The organism is Mycobacterium palustre, from assembly GCF_002101785.1.
In the GTDB taxonomy this organism is placed as follows: domain Bacteria; phylum Actinomycetota; class Actinomycetes; order Mycobacteriales; family Mycobacteriaceae; genus Mycobacterium; species Mycobacterium palustre.
On the sequence record NZ_LQPJ01000070.1, the window covers coordinates 33,725 to 49,551 of the forward strand.

The following is a 15,827-nucleotide window of genomic DNA, read 5'->3' on the forward strand; positions in this document are numbered from 1 at the left end:
CCACGGCGCTGCCTGTGAAGCCACGGCGCTGCGTGTGAAGCCACGGCTTTGCGTGTGTGCCCTGGGCGGCGCGGCTCGGCGTGTCGTCACCGCAGCCTCACACTCAAAGCCGTCAGTTCACACTCGAACGCCGCGGTGGCGGTTGGCAGCGCGGGCAGAAGAACGACGACCGGTTCATGAACTTTTCCCGGCGCATCACCGCCCCGCAGCGGCGACAGCTCTGGCCCTCGCGGCCGTAGGCATCCAGCGATCGGTCGAAGTAACCCGACTCGCCATTGACGTTGACGTACAGCGAGTCGAACGACGTTCCGCCCTGCGCCAACGCGTCGCGCATTACGTCGGCCGCGGCCTCCAAGACGGCGGTCAGCTGGCGGCGACTCAGCGTGTCCGCGATCCGCGCGCCGTGCAGCTTGGCCCGCCACAGCGCCTCGTCGGCGTAGATGTTGCCGATTCCCGACACCACCTCCTGGTTCAGGAGTTGGCGTTTGATCTCGGAATGCTTGCGGCGCAATACCTTAACGACGGCGTCCACGTCGAACCGGGGGTCCAGGGGGTCGCGCGCCAGGTGGGCGACCGGCTCCGGCACCACGCTGCCGTCCACCTCAACCAGGTCGGCCAGCATCCAGCCGCCGAAGGTGCGCTGGTCGGCGAAGCTCAGCACGGTTGCGTCGTCGAGCAGCGCCGAGATCCGGACGTGGTCGCTGCGGGGCACCTCGCCCAGCAGCATCTGCCCGCTCATGCCGAGGTGCACGACGAGCGCGGTGTCGGCGTCCAGCAGCAGCCACAGGTACTTGCCGCGCCGGTCGGTTCCGGTGATCTTCGCGTCCAGCAGCCGGGCGGTGAGGTCGGCGGGGCCGGCCTCGTGGCGGCGCACCGCACGCGGATGGTGCACCCGCACCGCGGTGATCGTCTTGCCCACCACGTGGGCGTCCAAGCCGCGGCGCACCACCTCGACTTCGGGCAGCTCGGGCATTCAGTGATGATCGCAAGCGCGGCGAAGCCGGGCGCGGCGGGTCATCACCATCGATTCAGTGATGATCGCAAGCGCGGCGAAGCCGGGCGCGGCGGGTCATCACCATGGGATTCAAACGGAGGTTTTCCCGGCGGCATCGAGGGTTTCCAGCACCTTCCAGGTCGCGGCCGCGGCCTTCTGCTCGGCCTCCTTCTTCGAGCGGCCCACGCCGGTCCCGTATTCGGTGTCCATCACGACCACGACGGCGGTGAACTCCTTGTCGTGGTCGGGTCCCGTGGAGGTGACGACGTAAGAAGGGGCGCCCATCCCGCGCGCCGCGGTGAGCTCCTGCAGGCTGGTCTTCCAGTCCAGCCCCGCCCCAAGCGTCGGCGCGGCGTCGAGCAGCGGGCCGAACAACCGCAGGATGACTTCACGCGCCGTGTCGATGCCGTGCTGCAGGTAGATGGCCCCCAGCAGCGATTCCATGCCGTCGGCCAGGATGCTCGACTTGTCCGCGCCGCCGGTGTTGGCCTCGCCGCGGCCCAGCAACAGGTGGACGCCCAGGCCCTCATCGGCCAGGTTGCGCGCGACGTCGGCCAGCGCCTGCGTGTTGACGACGCTCGCCCGCAGCTTGGCCAGATCGCCCTCCGAACGGTCGGGATGGCGGTGGTAGAGCTCGTCGGTGATGGTCAGCCCCAGAACGGCGTCGCCGAGGAATTCCAGCCGCTCGTTGGTCGGCAGCCCGCCGTGCTCGTAGGCGTAGCTGCGGTGCGTCAGCGCCAGGGACAGCAGCTCCTCGGGCAGGTCGACCCCGAGCGCGTCGAGCAGCGTTTTGCGCGACGTCACCGTCGGTCCCGCGGGTTATCCGGGTCGGACAGCATTTCAGCCAGCTTGGCCCAGCGCGGGTCGATGCGGTCGTGGTGATGGTCGGGTTCGGCAGCGAGCGAGACGCCGCAGTCCGGGCACAGGCCGGGGCAATCGGGGCTGCACACCGGCGAAAACGGCAGCTCCAGCCCGACGGCGTCGATGATGGACTGCTCCAGGTCGATGGTGTCGTCGACGATGTGACCGACCTCGTCTTCCTCGGTGGTCGCCTCGGTGGTGCTGTCCGGGTAGGCGAACAGTTCGGTCAGCCCGACCTGCACCCGCCCGTTGAGGGCCGTCAAGCAGCGAGCGCACTCGCCGACGGTCGGCGCGGCGACCGTTCCCGTCACCAGGACGCCTTCGGACACCGACTCGACCCGCAAGTCCATCTCCAGCGGGGCGCCCTCGTCGATCGCGATCATCGGCAGCCCGATGCGCGAGGGGCTCGGCACCGTGTTTCGCAGGGTGACCATCGCTCCGGGACGCCGGCCGAGCCGGGTGATGTCGAGCCGCGTCGGCGAGGTCGGATGGCGCGCTGTCGTGCCGTGTTGCCGCGTCATAGGTGAAATCCTACGGCGCCGGGCGCGTAAGAAAAGGTCGCTGGCCTGATGGCGGCGACCCGCATCGCCCGGCTACGCCGCCCTCGCGATCGCCGCTGGCCCGATGGCGGCGACCCGCATCGCCCGGCTTCGCCGCCCTCGCGATCGCCGCTAGCGAGTCGCGTAGTCGTGCGTGCCCGCAGCCGTGCGGAGCTGGTGGCGACCGCGCCCGACCGACCGCAGCGTGCCGTTAAGGAACTCCTCGAACTCGGCGAGCTTGTTGTCGACGTAGATGTCGCACTCGCCGCGCAGCCGGTCGGCCTCGGCGTGCGCGGTGTCGATCAAGCGGGTGGCCTCGGCGTTGGCGGCCTGGACCACCTCGTTCTGCGACACCAGGCGCTGCTGTTCCTTGATGCCCTCCTGGACGGCCTTCTCGTAGGAGATGTTGCCGTTCTCGATCAGCCGGTCGGCCTCGGCCTGGGCGCGGCTGACGCTGGCCTCGTACTCGCGTTTGGCGGCCGTGGCGATCCGGATGGCCTCCTCGCGTGCCTCGCCGACCATCCGCTCGCTGTGCTGGCGCGCCTCGCTCACCATGCGGTCGGCCTGCGATTTGGCGTCGGAAAGCAGCCGGTCGGCCTCGGCGCGGGCGTGGTTGAGCATCGATTCCGACTCGGTGGTCGCCGAGGACACCATCGAGTCGGCGTGCGCCTTGGCGTCGGACAGCATCGAGTCACGGGCGTCGAGCACGTCCTGGGCGTCGTCCAGCTCGCCGGGGATCGCGTCCTTGATGTCGTCGATCAGTTCGAGCACGTCGCCGCGGGGTACCACGCAGCCGGCCGTCATCGGCACGCCGCGGGCCTCTTCGACGATGGCGCCCAATTCGTCCAGCGCTTCAAAAACTCGGTACACGGCGATACCCTCCTGGCTTCCTGCAAATCCACGTTGTTACCAGTGTGCCTGCTGTTACGTCTGTGACAGCGGTGCTGAGCCGGTGTGTCGGCCTTTCGCCCGACCAACCGCAGGCCGCCGCCGCACCTCTTTGCCCTATTCACGCCCTTGCCGCCGGCCCCCGCACCGGTTGTGCAGCCATTCTAGGGACCCGCGGGCCACGGCACCGATTTTGCTATGACCGGCCGGTCGGGCCTCATTCTCCGGGCCAAGGGCCGAGTGGACGGCCCGACGGAATAAGGCGCCGTCGGCCGGACGGTGCCGGCTTGACTAATACCCCCAGGGGGTATAGGTTAATGCATCGCACACCCGAAGCGGAGGACCCGATGAGAATGTTGGCGGCCATCGGCCACGCCTTGGGGCTGGCGGGATCGATGACATGGGAAATCCTGTGGGCCTTGATCCTCGGCTTCGCCCTGTCGGCGGTCGTGCAGGCCGTGGTCCGCCGCTCGACGATCGTGTCGCTGATGGGCGACGACCGGCCGCGCACCCTGGCGGTGTCGGCCGGGTTGGGAGCGGCGTCGTCGTCGTGCTCGTACGCCGCGGTGGCCCTGGCGCGCTCCTTGTTCCGCAAGGGTGCCGACTTCACCGCCGCGATGGCGTTCGAGATCGGCTCCACCAACTTGGTGATCGAGTTGGGAATCATCCTGGCCCTGCTGATGGGCTGGCAGTTCACCGCCGCGGAGTTCGTCGGCGGCCCGCTGATGATCGTGGTGCTGGCCGCCTTGTTCCGCGTGTTCGTGCGGTCCCGGCTCGTCGAGGCCGCCCGCGAACAGGCCGAGCGCGGGATCGCCGGCTCGATGGAAGGCCATGCCGCCATGGACATGTCCATCAAGGCGGACGGTTCGTTTTGGCGACGGCTAATCTCCCCGCAGGGGTTTACCTCAGTCTCGCACGTGTTCGTCATGGAGTGGTTGGCGATTTTGCGCGACCTCGTCGTGGGCCTGTTGATCGCGGGCGCGATCGCGGCGTGGGTACCCGAAAGCTTTTGGCGCAGCTTCTTTTTGACCGATCACCCCGGCTGGTCTGCGGTGTGGGGCCCGCTTGTGGGGCCGATCGTGGCGATCGTGTCGTTCGTGTGCTCGATCGGCAACGTGCCGCTGGCAGCGGTGCTTTGGAACGGGGGCATCAGCTTCGGGGGCGTCATCGCGTTCATCTACGCCGACCTGGTGATCCTGCCGATCCTCAACATCTACCGCAAGTACTACGGCACCCGGATGATGCTCACACTGCTGGGCACCTTCTACGCCGCGATGGCCGTCGCCGGCTACCTTGTCGAATTGCTCTTCGGCACAGCCGGTTTCATCCCGAAGCAGCGCAACGCGACGGTCATGGAAGCGTCGATCTCGTGGAACTACACCACGTGGCTCAACATCGCGTTTTTGCTCGTCGCGGCGATACTGATCGCCCGGTTCGTCACGACGGGCGGCCTGGCGATGGTGCGGATGATGGGCGGCTCCCCCGATACCGACACCGAGCGCCACGACCACTCACACGAAGGCCACTGACGGCGGATCGTGCGCGACGACAGCCTCGATGCAGTCGCCGTTATCGACCCGAAAGCTTCTCGCGCAGGCGACGATTCACCGACTCGGGCAACAGCTCGGACACGTCGCCGCCGAGCATCGCGACCTCTTTGGCCAACGACGACGACACGAAGGAATAGCGCGGCGCGGTTGCCACGAAAAAGGTGTCGACGCCGGCGATGTGCTTGTTCATCTGCGCCATCTGCAACTCGTATTCGAAGTCGGTGCCGGTGCGCAGCCCCTTCACGATGGCCGTCATGCCCCGGGACCGGACGAAGTCGACCACCAGCCCCTGCCCGGATTCCACCCGCAGGTTTGGCAGATGCGTCGTAGACTCCTCGATCATCGCGATCCGCTCGTCGAGGTCGAACATGCCCTTCTTGGCGGGATTGGTCAGGATCGCCACCACCACTTCGTCGAACTGCGCCGAGGCGCGTTCGAATACGTCGATGTGGCCCAGCGTGACTGGGTCGAACGACCCCGGGCATACGGCGCCAGCCATGAACAATTACCGTACACGGCGCGTCAGAGCCGCTCGGCCAGCTCCAGACGGGTGTCGCCGTACACGCGCTCGGGCCACACCGACCAGCCCGCCGGCCACCTGAGCGCCGCGCCCGCCGCGGCCCGCTCGACCGCCGCCACGGTCCCCTCGCGCACCCAGCCGTGGGCGCTCAACGCGGTCAGCACCGCGTCCACCTCGGCGGCCCCGACGTCGTAGGGCGGGTCGGCCAGGACCAGATCCACCGGGGACGCGGCCCCGCCCGCCAGGACGGCCGCCACAGTGCCGCGGCGCAGCGTCGCGCCGCGAAAGCCCAGGGTTTCGATGTTGCGGGCGATGACGCGCGCGGTCCGCGGGTCGGATTCCACGAAGAGCGCCGCGGCGGCTCCGCGCGACAGCGCCTCGAGCCCCAGCGCGCCCGAACCGGCGTAGAGGTCGAGCACCGACAGGCCCGTCAGGTCGCGTCGCGCGGTGAGGATGTTGAACAGCGACTCGCGGACCCGGTCGGTGGTTGGCCTGGTCCCCCGCGGGGGGACGGCGATGCGCCGGCCGCCGGCGACGCCGCCGATGATCCGCGTCACGTGCCGGCAATCACAACAACGTCGACCAGTAGTCCCAGAACCGCACCATGATCAGCAGGACCACCGCGGTGTACCACAGCGCGGCGATCGACCACCGCCACTGGTAAAGGGCCTGTGGCACAACTGATTTCAGTGCAGAACGGAACGCGATCGACGCGCTCAGAACCAGCAGCGCGATGGTGACCACCCAGACCACCATGCAGTACGGGCACAGCGCCCCGATGCGGTACAGGCTCTGGAAGATCAGCCAGTGCACGAACAGCGCACCGATCAGCACACCGGCCGTAAGGCCCATCCAATACCATTGGGGCAGCGACACTTTCGCTGCCGCCAGCACGCCGGTGACCAGCACCACGGTGAAGCCCACCAAGCCCAGCAGCGGGTTGGGAAACCCCAGCAGCGACGCCTGCGGCGTGACCATCACCGAACCGCACGACACGATCGGGTTGATGTTGCACGACGGCACGTACGCGGGGTTGAGCAGCAGGTCGATCTTCTCGACCGTCAGCGTCATCGAGGCCACCAGACCGACCGCGCCGGCGATCAACACCGCCCACGCGCTGGCGGTGGACACCCGCGTCGCGGGGCGCGGATCCGGTGTCAGGTCGGCAGTTTGGGCTGACACCGGGGTCGTCATGCGGCGGCGGGAGCGACGGCGCCGTCGATGCCCGGCACGTCGCCGACGATCTGCTTGATCTTGGCGACCAGCGCATCGGGCGTCGAAGGCTCGTAGTCCTGGCCGTTGATCTTGATGGTCGGGGTAGCGCTGATCTTGGCCGCGGCGGCCTCGCCGGTGACCCTGGACAGGTACTTGCCGCTGTTGATGCAGTCGGGGACCTTGCCGGCGGCACCGGCCTCGCGGGCCAGCTCGATCAGCCTGGCGTTGTCGGGGAAGCGGGTGCCGCGCTCGTCGGGCTGGATGTCGGGGCTGTAGAGCGCGCTGTGGAAACGCCGGAACGCGTCGATGGATTCGTCGGCGACGCACAGCGCCGCCGCGCCCGCCCGCGACGAGTAATTCTGGTTCTTCTGGCTGTCCAGGATCGACACCATCGAGTAGTCGGCCGCGATCGCGCCGATGTCGATGAGCTTGGACACCGTGGGCCCGAAGGTGCGCTCGAAGTTGCCGCACGCCGGGCACAGGAAGTCCTCGTAGAAGCTCACCACGGCCTTGGGGTTGTTGGTCCCGGGCTGGTTCACCACCTTGCTCGATGTGACACGCACCGTGTCGCCCTCGCCGGTGCCCCCGGCCTTCTTGTGATGCGACGTCACGATGTAGAAGACGAGCGCGACGGCGAAGACCACGATGAAGGCGGTGCCGCCGATCTGGACCAGTCGGCCGGATTTGCCGGTCGCGGCCTTCACATCAAAGCGCGGGGGTTTGGGTTTGTCGGCCACGGGTTCGCTGATCCTTCGGGCTGGCGGGTCGGACAGGCGCCTCTAGAGTACCGATCGCGCCGAAAAATCAGATCCGGCTCAGGTGGGCGCGCAGCGCGGAGATCAGCTCGCTGGTCGCCGCGGCGCTGCCGCCGCCCAGCTGGAACAGGTTGACGAAGCCGTGGGTCAGCGAACCCATGTAGCGCAGATCGACCGGGGTGCCCGCGGCGCGCAGCGCCGCCGCGTAGCTTTCGCCCTCGTCTCGCAACGGGTCGAAGCCGGCGACGGCGATCAGAGCGGGCGCCAGGCCGGACAGCGATTCGGCCAGCGCCGGCGACACCCGCGGGTCGGTCGCGTCGATGCCGGAACCGCGGAGGTATTGCGCGTGGAACCAGTCGATGTCGCGGCGGGTCAGCAAAAAACCGCGGGAGAACAGGCTCATCGAGCGGGTTTGGGCGGTGCAGTCGGTCCGCGGGTAGATCAGCCACTGCAGCACCGGCGCGGGGCCGCCGTCGTTCCGCGCCAGCTGGCACACGACGGCCGACAGGTTGCCGCCCGCGCTGTCGCCGCCGACCGCGACCTGCCCGGGCGTCGCGCCGAGGTCGCCGGCGTGCTCGTAGGCCCACTTGAAGGCCGCGTAGGCGTCGTCAATCGCGGCGGGCGCCGGGTGCTCGGGAGCCAGCCGGTAGTCGATCGACAACACGTGAATCCCCGCGTCGCGGCAGGTCAACCGGCAGAGCGCGTCGGCGAAGTCCAGGTCGCCGAGCGTCCAGCCGCCACCGTGGTAGTAGACGAGCAAAGGCGCCGCCGCGCCGTTGGGCGGGCGGTAGTGCCGCGCCCGGATGTCGCCGGCGGGGCCGGGCAGCGTGAGCTCGTCGGCCTCGACGTGAATCTGCGGGCCGGGGAAGCTGGTCGTCGTCTCCCGGATCTGGGCGCGGGAGGCCGCGACGTCGTCGTCGACGACCAGCCCGTCGACGCCGACCGCGTGCAGGCCTGACAGCATCAGCTGCAGCGTCGGGTCCAGCGTGTTGCCGTCGATGATCACCGCCCGTCCGTGGACCAGCGCCCGCCGCACGGCGGTCGGAATCCACGGGATGACCTTCACACCCAGGGTGGTCGCGGTGCCCTGCAGGCGACTGGTCCACCGCATCGATGCGCCTTCCGCTCCCCGATCGAGGGCCGGTGCGCCTGGCAGGCTTCCGGTCATGAGTGCTCCCCTATTGACCTATTGACGCAAAGCGACGGCAACGCGATCCCCGTCGTCGACCGCGCGACCAACTCTACGTCGTGAGCTCGCCGGCCAGCGCCGACCCGGACCACCCCGCGGGCGCTTCCCACCTCCGCGGAGCGCCGCCCACCCATCCCCCGCTCGGCCGCCGCCGCGGCACGCGCGCGGCGCCCGGCGCAGGCGTTGACGAGGTGGCATATCCAGCTGGGTAATATCGTGATCTCCAAGCCGGTGAACCCGCACGGATTGGGAGCAATTTCGACGTGTTCGATCTCGAACTCAGTGCCTTACGGACGACACCGACTGGGTCCGGACCCACGAATCTTTAGGCAGGTGAATGACGTTGACTGGCGAGTCGGGCACCGCCATACCCTCGGTAGCTCTCAATGACGAAAACACCATCCCGGTGCTCGGACTCGGCGTCGCAGATTTATTGGAGGACGAGACCGAACGCGCGGTGTCGGGCGCGCTCGAGGTCGGCTGCCGGCTGATCGACACCGCCAGCGCCTACGGCAACGAGGCCGCCGTCGGACGCGCGATCGCGGCGTCGGGGATTCCGCGCGCCGAGCTGTTCGTCACCACCAAGCTGGCCACGGCCGACCAGGGTTTCACCAAGGCGCAGGAGGCCTGCGTCGCCAGCCTGGAACGGCTCGGCCTGGACTACGTCGACCTCTACCTCATCCATTGGCCGGTGCCGACGCTCGGCAAATACGTGGACGCCTTCGGTGGCCTGATCCAGTGCCGCGGCGAGAAGCTCGCCCGCTCCATCGGCGTATCCAACTTCACCGCCGACCACCTCGAGACCGTCATCGACCTCACCTTCGTCACCCCGGCGGTCAACCAGATCGAGCTGCACCCCCTGCTCAACCAGGCCGAGTTGCGCAAGGCCAACGCGCAGCACAACGTGGTGACGCAGGCCTACACGCCGCTGGCGCTGGGCAAGCTGTTGGAAAACCCGACGGTGACCTCGGTGGCCGGCGAGTACGGCAAGACGCCGGCCCAGGTGCTGCTGCGCTGGAACGTACAACTGGGCAATTCGGTGATCTTCCGGTCCAGCAAGCCCGAACACATCGCCAGCAACCTCGACATCTTCGACTTCGAACTGGCCAACGAACACATGGACCTGATCAACGGCCTCAACGACGGCACCCGGCTGCGCCCGGAACCGAACACCTACGAAGGCTCGTAGCGGCCCACGTCACCCCGCGGGGCAGGTGGCCGCCGCCCGGCGCAGCACGCCCGCCGAAGCCTGATCCACCGGCAGCTGATAGCCGCGCAGCACGGCGATGAACTGCATGGCGTACTGGCAGGCGAACGCGGCGTTCGGCGGCATCCACAACGCCGGCGGCGAATCGCCCTTGTCCTGGTTGGCCTGGCCCTCGACGGCCAGCAGGTTGGCCGGATCGTTGGCGAAACGCAGCCGTTCGGGCTGCGGCCAGCCGTAGGCGCCCATGTCCCAGGCGTAGGCCAGGGGCACGATGTGGTCGATCTGCACCGCTTCGCCGACCTTGGCGCCGCGCTGAAAGACGACGGTGGTGTTGGTGTATGGGTCGTGCAGGGTGCCCGTGGCGACCGCGTTCGGACACCGCTTGATCGACACGTACGTCTTGTCGACGAGGTCGCGGTCGAGGATGTCGTCGCGGGTGTCACAGCCGTTGTGCCCCAGCGGGGCGTCGTTGTCGTCGTCCCAGGCGTCGCCGAACGCGGCGCGGCGGTAGTCGTAGCGGTGCGTTCGCTGCGGCAGCACCGCGACGCCGGCCAGCACGTCGGCGCCGGGCTGCACGGTGGGCACGTCGGCGCGGGCGGCGACCTCGGCGCGCCGGGCCGCCGACGATCCCAGCGTCTGGTACGCGACCAGCACCGCGAGCACCGCGGCGGCCGTCAACCACAGCAGCAGCCTGCGATTCACTTGCGCCGCTTTCCCCCGCAACCGGGTGGCGCCCCCACCTCGTCGCTACGTCCCCCTCGCCGCTTCGCGGCTGGGGGTGCCCCCACTGCATCGTCGCCGGCGGTCACGACTTGTCCAGGTATTCGATCCGGTCGGTGCTGATGAATCGCGATGCCAGCAAGGCCAATTCGCGATTCGAGGGGTCCTCGGCATAGGTGCGGACGCAGAACTCGCGGGCGGCCTCGATGAACGTCCCGTGGTCGGCCAGCGACAACAGCCGCAGCGTTACCGCCCGCCCGGATTGGTTGCGGCCCAACACATCTCCCTCCCGACGCTCCCTGAGGTCCAAATCCGCGAGGGCGAACCCGTCCATGGTGTCGGCGACGGCCCGTAGCCGCCGGCCTGCCGGCGAGTCCTCGGGGACCCAGGTGGCCAGCAGGCACAGGCTGGGATGCGCGCCGCGACCGATCCGCCCGCGCAGCTGGTGCAGCTGGCTGATCCCGAATCGGTCGGCGTCCATGACGAGCATGACCGTCGCATTCGGGACGTCGACGCCGACCTCGATCACGGTGGTACACACCAGCACATCGATTTCGCCCGCGCGGAAGGCGGCCATCGCGGCGTCCTTCTCCTCGGCCGCCAACCGGCCGTGCATGAGGCCCAGCCGCAGGTTCGCCAACTCCCGGGAGCGCAACCGGTCGAAAAGCCCGACGGCGGTGGCCGACGGCCGGGTCGGCTTGGCTTCCCTGCCGGCTTCCTTGCCGGCCTGCGTGGCGGGCTCGTCGGTCTCGTCGATCCGCGGCGCCACCACGTAGGCCTGGCGCCCGGCGGCGACCTCTTCGACGATGCGCTGCCACGCGCGCTCGAGCCACCCGGGCTTGTCCGCGATGAAGATGACGTTGCTGGTGATCGGTTGGCGCCCGCGCGGCAGTTCGCGCAGCGTCAGCGTCTCCAGGTCGCCGTACACGGTCAGCGCGACGGTGCGCGGTATCGGCGTCGCCGTCATCACCAGCAGGTGCGGTGTGATTCCGGGACGGGCCTTGGCGCGCAACTGGTCTCGCTGCTCGACGCCGAAGCGGTGTTGCTCGTCGACCACCACCATTCCCAGGTTGTGAAATTCCACCGCGTCCTGCAGCAGCGCGTGGGTGCCGACGACGATGCCGACCTGACCGCTGGCCACCTCGGCGCGGATCCGCTTTTTCTGCGCGGCCGTCATCGAGCCCGTCAGCAGCGCCACCCGGGTGGCCTGGTCGGCGCCCCCCAGCTGGCCGCCCATGCCCAACGGACCCAGCACGTCGGTGATCGACGAAAGATGTTGTGCGGCAAGCACTTCTGTCGGAGCCAGCAGCGCGCACTGATAGCCGGCATCGACCATCTGCAGCATCGCCAGCACCGCGACGATGGTCTTGCCCGATCCCACCTCGCCCTGCAGCAGGCGGTTCATCGGGCGCGTCGCCGAGAGCCCGTCGGATAGCGAGTCGAGCACCTCGCGCTGCCCCGCGGTGAGCTGAAAGGGCAAGCGCAGCAACAACTCCGCCGCCAGGCCGTCGACCCGCGGCGGCGCCGGCGGCCCCGATTGCGACAGCTCACCGTGCCGGCGGGTGACCAGCGCCCACTGCAGGCCGACGGCCTCGTCGAAGGTCAACCGCTCGCGCGCGCGGTCGCGTTCGTGTTCGTCCTCAGAGAGGTGAATGGCGCGCAGCGCCTGGTCTTCGGACATCAGGCCCAGCTCGGCGCGCAGCTCGTCCGGCAGCGGATCGGGCACCGGGTCCAAGACGTCGAGCACCTGCCGCACGCACGCGAAGATGTCCCAGCTCTGCAGTTTCGCGCTGGCCGGATAGATCGGGAAGAACCGGCTTTGGTAGGCCTCGACGACCTCTTCGGCGCTGCTGGCTCGGGACGCGCCGGCGATCTTGGCCAACGACCTTGTGCCATGGACCTTTCCGTCCGACGAGTCGAGGACGAGAAACGCGGGGTGGGTGAACTGCATGACGCCCTTGTAGTAACCCACTTCCCCGGACAGCATCACCTTGGTGTTTTTCGTCAGCTCCTTGCTGATCCAGCCCGCGTTAAAAAACGTGGCCGTCACCTTGTTGCGGCCGCTGCCCACCGTGATGCGGCAGTACTTCTTCCTCGGGTCCTTGTTCATCGACTTGGTCACCGCGTCCGTGATCACGTCGACGACGGTGATGTGCTCGCCCTCTTCGGGCCGCTCGTCCTCGAAGCCCCAGCGAGCCGCGCCCACGGAGTAGCCACGCGGGTAGTGGCGCAGCAGGTCGTCGACGGTGCGGATGCCGAAGATCTCCTCGAGCGGCCGCGCGGCCTTGGCGCCCACGGCGTATTCCAACCGGTCCGACAGCGACGTCACGGCTATTCGACCCCGATCAGCAGGACGTCGCCGCGGTGACCCGTGCGGTAGGTGGCCAGTTCGGTCCCCGGGTGGTTGTCGTGAACGTGCCGTTGCAGGGTGTCGCCGATCCCGGCGGCCTCGGCGCCGGTTTCGATGCCGGCACCGACCAGCACGGTCACCAGGTCGCCGCCGGAGGCCAGCAGCAGGTCGAGCAGGCCGATCGCCGCGGTGGTGACGTCGGCCGCCACGATCAGCACCTCGTCACCCGCGATGCCGAGGCCGTCACCGGGCTGGCAGCGCCCGGCCCAGGTCAGCGCGCTCTCGGTCGCGACGCGCACCGATCCGTGCCGGGCGGCACCGGCGGCGCGGGCCATGGTGTAGCCGTCGTCGACGGCCTGCCGATCGGTTTCGTGCACGGCCAGGGCGGCCAGCCCCTGCACCATCGACCCGCTCGGTATCGGCACCACGTCGATCCCCCAGCCGATGGCCGCGGTGCACCCGGCCACCAGCTCCTCGGCGGCCACGTAGCCGTTGGGCAGCACCATCACCTGCGCGGCGCCGGTGTCGACGACGGCCCGCATCAGCTGATGGGCGCTGACGCCGGCCGCCGGATCGGGTTGCAGCACGCAGGCGCCCTCCCCGGCGAACAGCTCGGCCGCGCCGGCGCCGTCGACGACGGCCAGCACGGCCCGCTCCCGCGTCCAGCCGCCCGCGGGCAGGCCGGTGGCGCCGGGGCCCAGCGCCGAGATGACGATCCGGCTGAGCCGCCCGGCCGCCAGTCCCGCTTCGACCGCGGCCCCGGCGTCGTCGGTGTGCACGTGCACGGAGTAGCTGTCGCGGGCGTCGGCTTCGCGGGCGGCGGCCTGGGCGATGGCCACCGATTCGCCGAGCTCCTCGAGCCGGTTGCGCAGCGCGTCGGCCGCCGCGGCGTCGCAGTCGTCGAGCCGGTACATCACCTCGAACTGGGGCCCGGGATGCGCGGCTTGGGCTTCCGGCCGCGGCGCTCGCGGCGACGGCTCGTACACCGTGCGGGCCGGCGCCTGGCCGGCGACGGTGCAGCGCAGCGCGTCCAGCAGGACGAGAAGGCCACGCCCGCCGGCGTCCACGGCGCCGGCGTCGGCCAGCACGTCGAGCTGCTCGGGGGTCTTCTCCAGCGCGACCACCGCCGCGTCGCCGGCCGCGGTGACCGCCGCGGCCAGGCCTTCGTCGGCGCATTCGCTGACGGTGTCGGCGGCGGCCCGCAGCACCGAGACGATGGTCCCGGCCACCTCCTGTCCGCCCATCGACGCGATCACCAGCTCGACGCCGCGCCGCAGCGCGGCCCCCAGCGTGGGGGCGTCGATGTGGTGCAGCTCGCCGCCGGACTCGGCCGCCGCGGTCGCGGCGACGTCGGCGATGCCGCGCAGGATCTGCGACAGGATGACGCCGGAATTACCCCGCGCGCCGTTGAGCGCCCCGACCGACAGGGCCGCCGCCACCCGGGCGACGCAACGCTGGCCGCCGTCGGCGCCGGCGCCCGCGTTCGCCTCCGCCAGGGCCGAACGCATGGTGAACAGCATGTTGGCGCCGGTGTCGGAATCGGCGACGGGGAACACGTTGAGCCGGTTGATTTCGTCGATATGGGTGATCAGGTCGCTGACGGCGGTGTGCGCCCAATCGCGCAGGGTCACCGCGTCCAGCGGACGCTCCTCCGACGCATCCGAAGTGCCCAGTGCCACCCACCTCCTCCCGCACCGGCCTCCCGATGCGCGCCAGCGTAGCCCCCGTCGAGCCTAGCCAGCGGGGGCGACAGCGCCGGGGTTCAGCGGCGCTGTCACTGTGGATCGTTTTGGTGGTTTCTGGCAGCAGTCGGTATTCTGGGCTGGCCCGGCACGTCCCGACGTATCCGACGCGCCGGACCCCCAACATTTGAGGAGCTAGAACGATGGCCGCTGTGTGCGATATCTGCGGGAAAGGCCCCGGCTTCGGCAAGTCGGTGTCGCACTCCCACCGCCGCACCAGCCGCCGGTGGAACCCCAACGTCCAAACCGTTCACGTCGTCACCCGCCCGGGCGGCAACAAGAAGCGGCTCAACGTCTGCACGTCCTGCATCAAGGCCGGCAAGGTCGTCCGCGGCTAGTCAAGGCGCAGGCCAGGCGCCGGGTCCGTCACCGCCCGACGATGATGACAGTCTTGCCGGGTCGCCGGCCCGGCCGCCGGCCGCTTTCGAACGCCTCGCGGCCCTGGCCGAGCGGGAACGTCGCGGCGATTTCCACGCGCAGCCGCCCGCCGTCCACGAGGGTCGCGAGTTCGCCGAGCTGATCCCGGTTCGGCGTCACGATGAAGAACGTCGCCGAGACGCCGTACTCGTCGGCCTTGCCTTCGGGCGGGGGTGCCGACAGCGTGATCAGCCGCCCGCCGCGGCGCAGCACGCCGAAGGAGCGCTTTAGCGTCTCGCCGCCGACGGTGTCGATCACGACGTCATAGGGCCCGCTGTCGTCGAACGCCTCGGTGCGCACGTCGATCACGCGCTGCGCGCCGAAACCGCTGAGCAACTGGCGGGCGTCGCTGCGGACGGTGGCGGTGACGCGGGCGCCGAGGCCGGCGGCCAGCTGGACCGTCAGAGCGCCGACGCCGCCCGCGCCGCCGAGCACGAGCACCGCCTCGCCGGGCCGGACCGCGGCGTGGTCGACGAGGGCCTGCAAGGCGGTGAGCCCCGCCAGCGGCAGCGCCGCGGCCACGGCGTGCGACGCGGTCGACGGCTTGGCGGCGACGTCGGCGGCGGGGACGGCGACGAATTCGGCCGCCGCGCCGTCACGCTCGAAATCGATCAGCCCGTACACCTCGTCACCGGGGGCGAAATCCGTTACCCCCGAGCCGGTTTCGGCCACGACGCCTGAGACCTCGTGCGACGGGATGATCGGGGTGCGGTCGGCGCCGTCACGGGTCCAGGTCTCGTCCCAGGTCAGCTCGTCGAAGGTGATCGCCGCGGCGCGCACCTCGACCAGCACCTCGCCGGCGGCGGCGACCGGCACCGGCGCGCGCTCGACGACCAGCACCTCGGGGCCGCCGCGGCGGTGCGCGCGCAGCGCGGTCATC

The 15,827-nt window shown here is 69.7% G+C and carries 16 protein-coding genes and 2 pseudogenes; 4 read left to right on the top strand and 14 right to left on the bottom strand.

Going from position 1 to position 15,827, the window contains the following annotated elements; all coding sequences use genetic code 11:
* Positions 1-112: 112 nt before the first annotated feature.
* The 5 genes and pseudogenes from mutM to sepIVA form a co-directional block, all read right to left on the bottom strand.
* Entirely contained in the window at positions 113-973 is an 861-nt protein-coding gene (mutM, locus tag AWC19_RS06395) for a DNA-formamidopyrimidine glycosylase (protein ID WP_085077234.1), read from the bottom strand.
* A gap of 59 nt (positions 974-1,032) precedes the next feature.
* Positions 1,033-1,113: pseudogene (locus AWC19_RS31530) on the bottom strand (hypothetical protein); the annotation flags it as partial.
* On the bottom strand, positions 1,085-1,798 hold the full coding sequence (gene rnc, locus AWC19_RS06400; protein WP_085077235.1) for a ribonuclease III: 714 nt from the start codon (positions 1,796-1,798) through the stop codon (positions 1,085-1,087). The gene rnc and the pseudogene AWC19_RS31530, both read right to left, overlap by 29 nt.
* Positions 1,795-2,376 (bottom strand): YceD family protein, encoded by a 582-nt coding sequence (locus tag AWC19_RS06405; RefSeq protein WP_085077236.1) that lies wholly within the window; start codon positions 2,374-2,376, stop codon positions 1,795-1,797. The genes rnc and AWC19_RS06405 overlap by 4 nt, the downstream gene beginning before the upstream one ends.
* A gap of 150 nt (positions 2,377-2,526) precedes the next feature.
* On the bottom strand, positions 2,527-3,264 hold the full coding sequence (sepIVA, locus tag AWC19_RS06410; protein WP_085077237.1) for a cell division protein SepIVA: 738 nt from the start codon (positions 3,262-3,264) through the stop codon (positions 2,527-2,529).
* A 335-nt stretch (positions 3,265-3,599) separates the two neighbouring features.
* Between sepIVA and AWC19_RS06415 the strand changes: the two genes are divergently transcribed.
* On the top strand, positions 3,600-4,811 hold the full coding sequence (locus AWC19_RS06415; protein ID WP_211284861.1) for a permease: 1,212 nt from the start codon (positions 3,600-3,602) through the stop codon (positions 4,809-4,811).
* A 40-nt stretch (positions 4,812-4,851) separates the two neighbouring features.
* On the opposite strand, the gene coaD is transcribed toward AWC19_RS06415, so the two are convergent.
* The 5 genes from coaD to AWC19_RS06440 form a co-directional block, all read right to left on the bottom strand.
* Positions 4,852-5,331 (bottom strand): pantetheine-phosphate adenylyltransferase, encoded by a 480-nt coding sequence (gene coaD / locus AWC19_RS06420; protein WP_085077239.1) that lies wholly within the window; start codon positions 5,329-5,331, stop codon positions 4,852-4,854.
* A gap of 23 nt (positions 5,332-5,354) precedes the next feature.
* Positions 5,355-5,909 (bottom strand): 16S rRNA (guanine(966)-N(2))-methyltransferase RsmD, encoded by a 555-nt coding sequence (gene rsmD / locus AWC19_RS06425; RefSeq protein ID WP_085077240.1) that lies wholly within the window; start codon positions 5,907-5,909, stop codon positions 5,355-5,357.
* Between the two features lie 10 nt (positions 5,910-5,919).
* Entirely contained in the window at positions 5,920-6,546 is a 627-nt protein-coding gene (locus AWC19_RS06430; protein WP_085077241.1) for a vitamin K epoxide reductase family protein, read from the bottom strand.
* Positions 6,543-7,304, bottom strand: coding sequence for a DsbA family protein (locus AWC19_RS06435; RefSeq protein ID WP_085077242.1), 762 nt, complete (start codon positions 7,302-7,304; stop codon positions 6,543-6,545). The genes AWC19_RS06430 and AWC19_RS06435 overlap by 4 nt, the downstream gene beginning before the upstream one ends.
* 67 nt (positions 7,305-7,371) lie before the next feature.
* Positions 7,372-8,490 (bottom strand): alpha/beta hydrolase, encoded by a 1,119-nt coding sequence (locus tag AWC19_RS06440; protein WP_085077243.1) that lies wholly within the window; start codon positions 8,488-8,490, stop codon positions 7,372-7,374.
* 171 nt (positions 8,491-8,661) lie between these two features.
* Between AWC19_RS06440 and AWC19_RS31535 the strand changes: the two are divergent.
* Positions 8,662-8,901: pseudogene (locus tag AWC19_RS31535) on the top strand (hypothetical protein); the annotation flags it as partial.
* Entirely contained in the window at positions 8,855-9,700 is an 846-nt protein-coding gene (locus tag AWC19_RS06450; RefSeq protein ID WP_142281039.1) for an aldo/keto reductase, read from the top strand. The pseudogene AWC19_RS31535 and the gene AWC19_RS06450, both read left to right, overlap by 47 nt.
* A 9-nt stretch (positions 9,701-9,709) precedes the next feature.
* Here AWC19_RS06450 and AWC19_RS06455 read toward each other — a convergent pair whose 3' ends face one another.
* The 3 genes from AWC19_RS06455 to AWC19_RS06465 form a co-directional block, all read right to left on the bottom strand.
* Positions 9,710-10,420 (bottom strand): HNH endonuclease family protein, encoded by a 711-nt coding sequence (locus AWC19_RS06455; RefSeq protein WP_085077245.1) that lies wholly within the window; start codon positions 10,418-10,420, stop codon positions 9,710-9,712.
* 103 nt (positions 10,421-10,523) lie between these two features.
* Positions 10,524-12,767 (bottom strand): ATP-dependent DNA helicase RecG, encoded by a 2,244-nt coding sequence (gene recG, locus AWC19_RS06460; RefSeq protein ID WP_085077246.1) that lies wholly within the window; start codon positions 12,765-12,767, stop codon positions 10,524-10,526.
* Between the two features lie 2 nt (positions 12,768-12,769).
* The gene (locus tag AWC19_RS06465; RefSeq protein ID WP_425436882.1) at positions 12,770-14,428 is read right to left on the bottom strand and encodes a DAK2 domain-containing protein; all 1,659 of its coding nucleotides are present in this window, start codon (positions 14,426-14,428) and stop codon (positions 12,770-12,772) included.
* Between the two features lie 245 nt (positions 14,429-14,673).
* On the opposite strand from AWC19_RS06465, the gene rpmB reads away from it, so the two are divergent.
* The gene (rpmB, locus tag AWC19_RS06470; protein ID WP_085077247.1) at positions 14,674-14,868 is read left to right on the top strand and encodes a 50S ribosomal protein L28; all 195 of its coding nucleotides are present in this window, start codon (positions 14,674-14,676) and stop codon (positions 14,866-14,868) included.
* Between the two features lie 28 nt (positions 14,869-14,896).
* On the opposite strand, the gene AWC19_RS06475 is transcribed toward rpmB, so the two are convergent.
* Positions 14,897-15,826 carry an NADP-dependent oxidoreductase gene (locus AWC19_RS06475; protein WP_085077357.1) on the bottom strand — a complete coding sequence of 310 codons (930 nt, stop codon included), beginning with the start codon at positions 15,824-15,826 and terminating at the stop codon, positions 14,897-14,899.
* Position 15,827: the final 1 nt, after the last annotated feature.

Bases quoted from the DNA above. Each gene is read 5' to 3' on its own strand.
- mutM (WP_085077234.1), bottom strand. From the start codon at position 973: ATGCCCGAGCTGCCCGAAGTCGAGGTGGTGCGCCGCGGCTTGGACGCC.
- AWC19_RS06405 (WP_085077236.1), bottom strand. From the start codon at position 2,376: ATGACGCGGCAACACGGCACGACAGCGCGCCATCCGACCTCGCCGACG.
- AWC19_RS06415 (WP_211284861.1), top strand. From the start codon at position 3,600: ATGCATCGCACACCCGAAGCGGAGGACCCGATGAGAATGTTGGCGGCC.
- coaD (WP_085077239.1), bottom strand. From the start codon at position 5,331: ATGGCTGGCGCCGTATGCCCGGGGTCGTTCGACCCAGTCACGCTGGGC.
- AWC19_RS06430 (WP_085077241.1), bottom strand. From the start codon at position 6,546: ATGACGACCCCGGTGTCAGCCCAAACTGCCGACCTGACACCGGATCCG.
- AWC19_RS06440 (WP_085077243.1), bottom strand. From the start codon at position 8,490: ATGACCGGAAGCCTGCCAGGCGCACCGGCCCTCGATCGGGGAGCGGAA.
- rpmB (WP_085077247.1), top strand. From the start codon at position 14,674: ATGGCCGCTGTGTGCGATATCTGCGGGAAAGGCCCCGGCTTCGGCAAG.
- AWC19_RS06475 (WP_085077357.1), bottom strand. From the start codon at position 15,826: ATGACCGCGCTGCGCGCGCACCGCCGCGGCGGCCCCGAGGTGCTGGTC.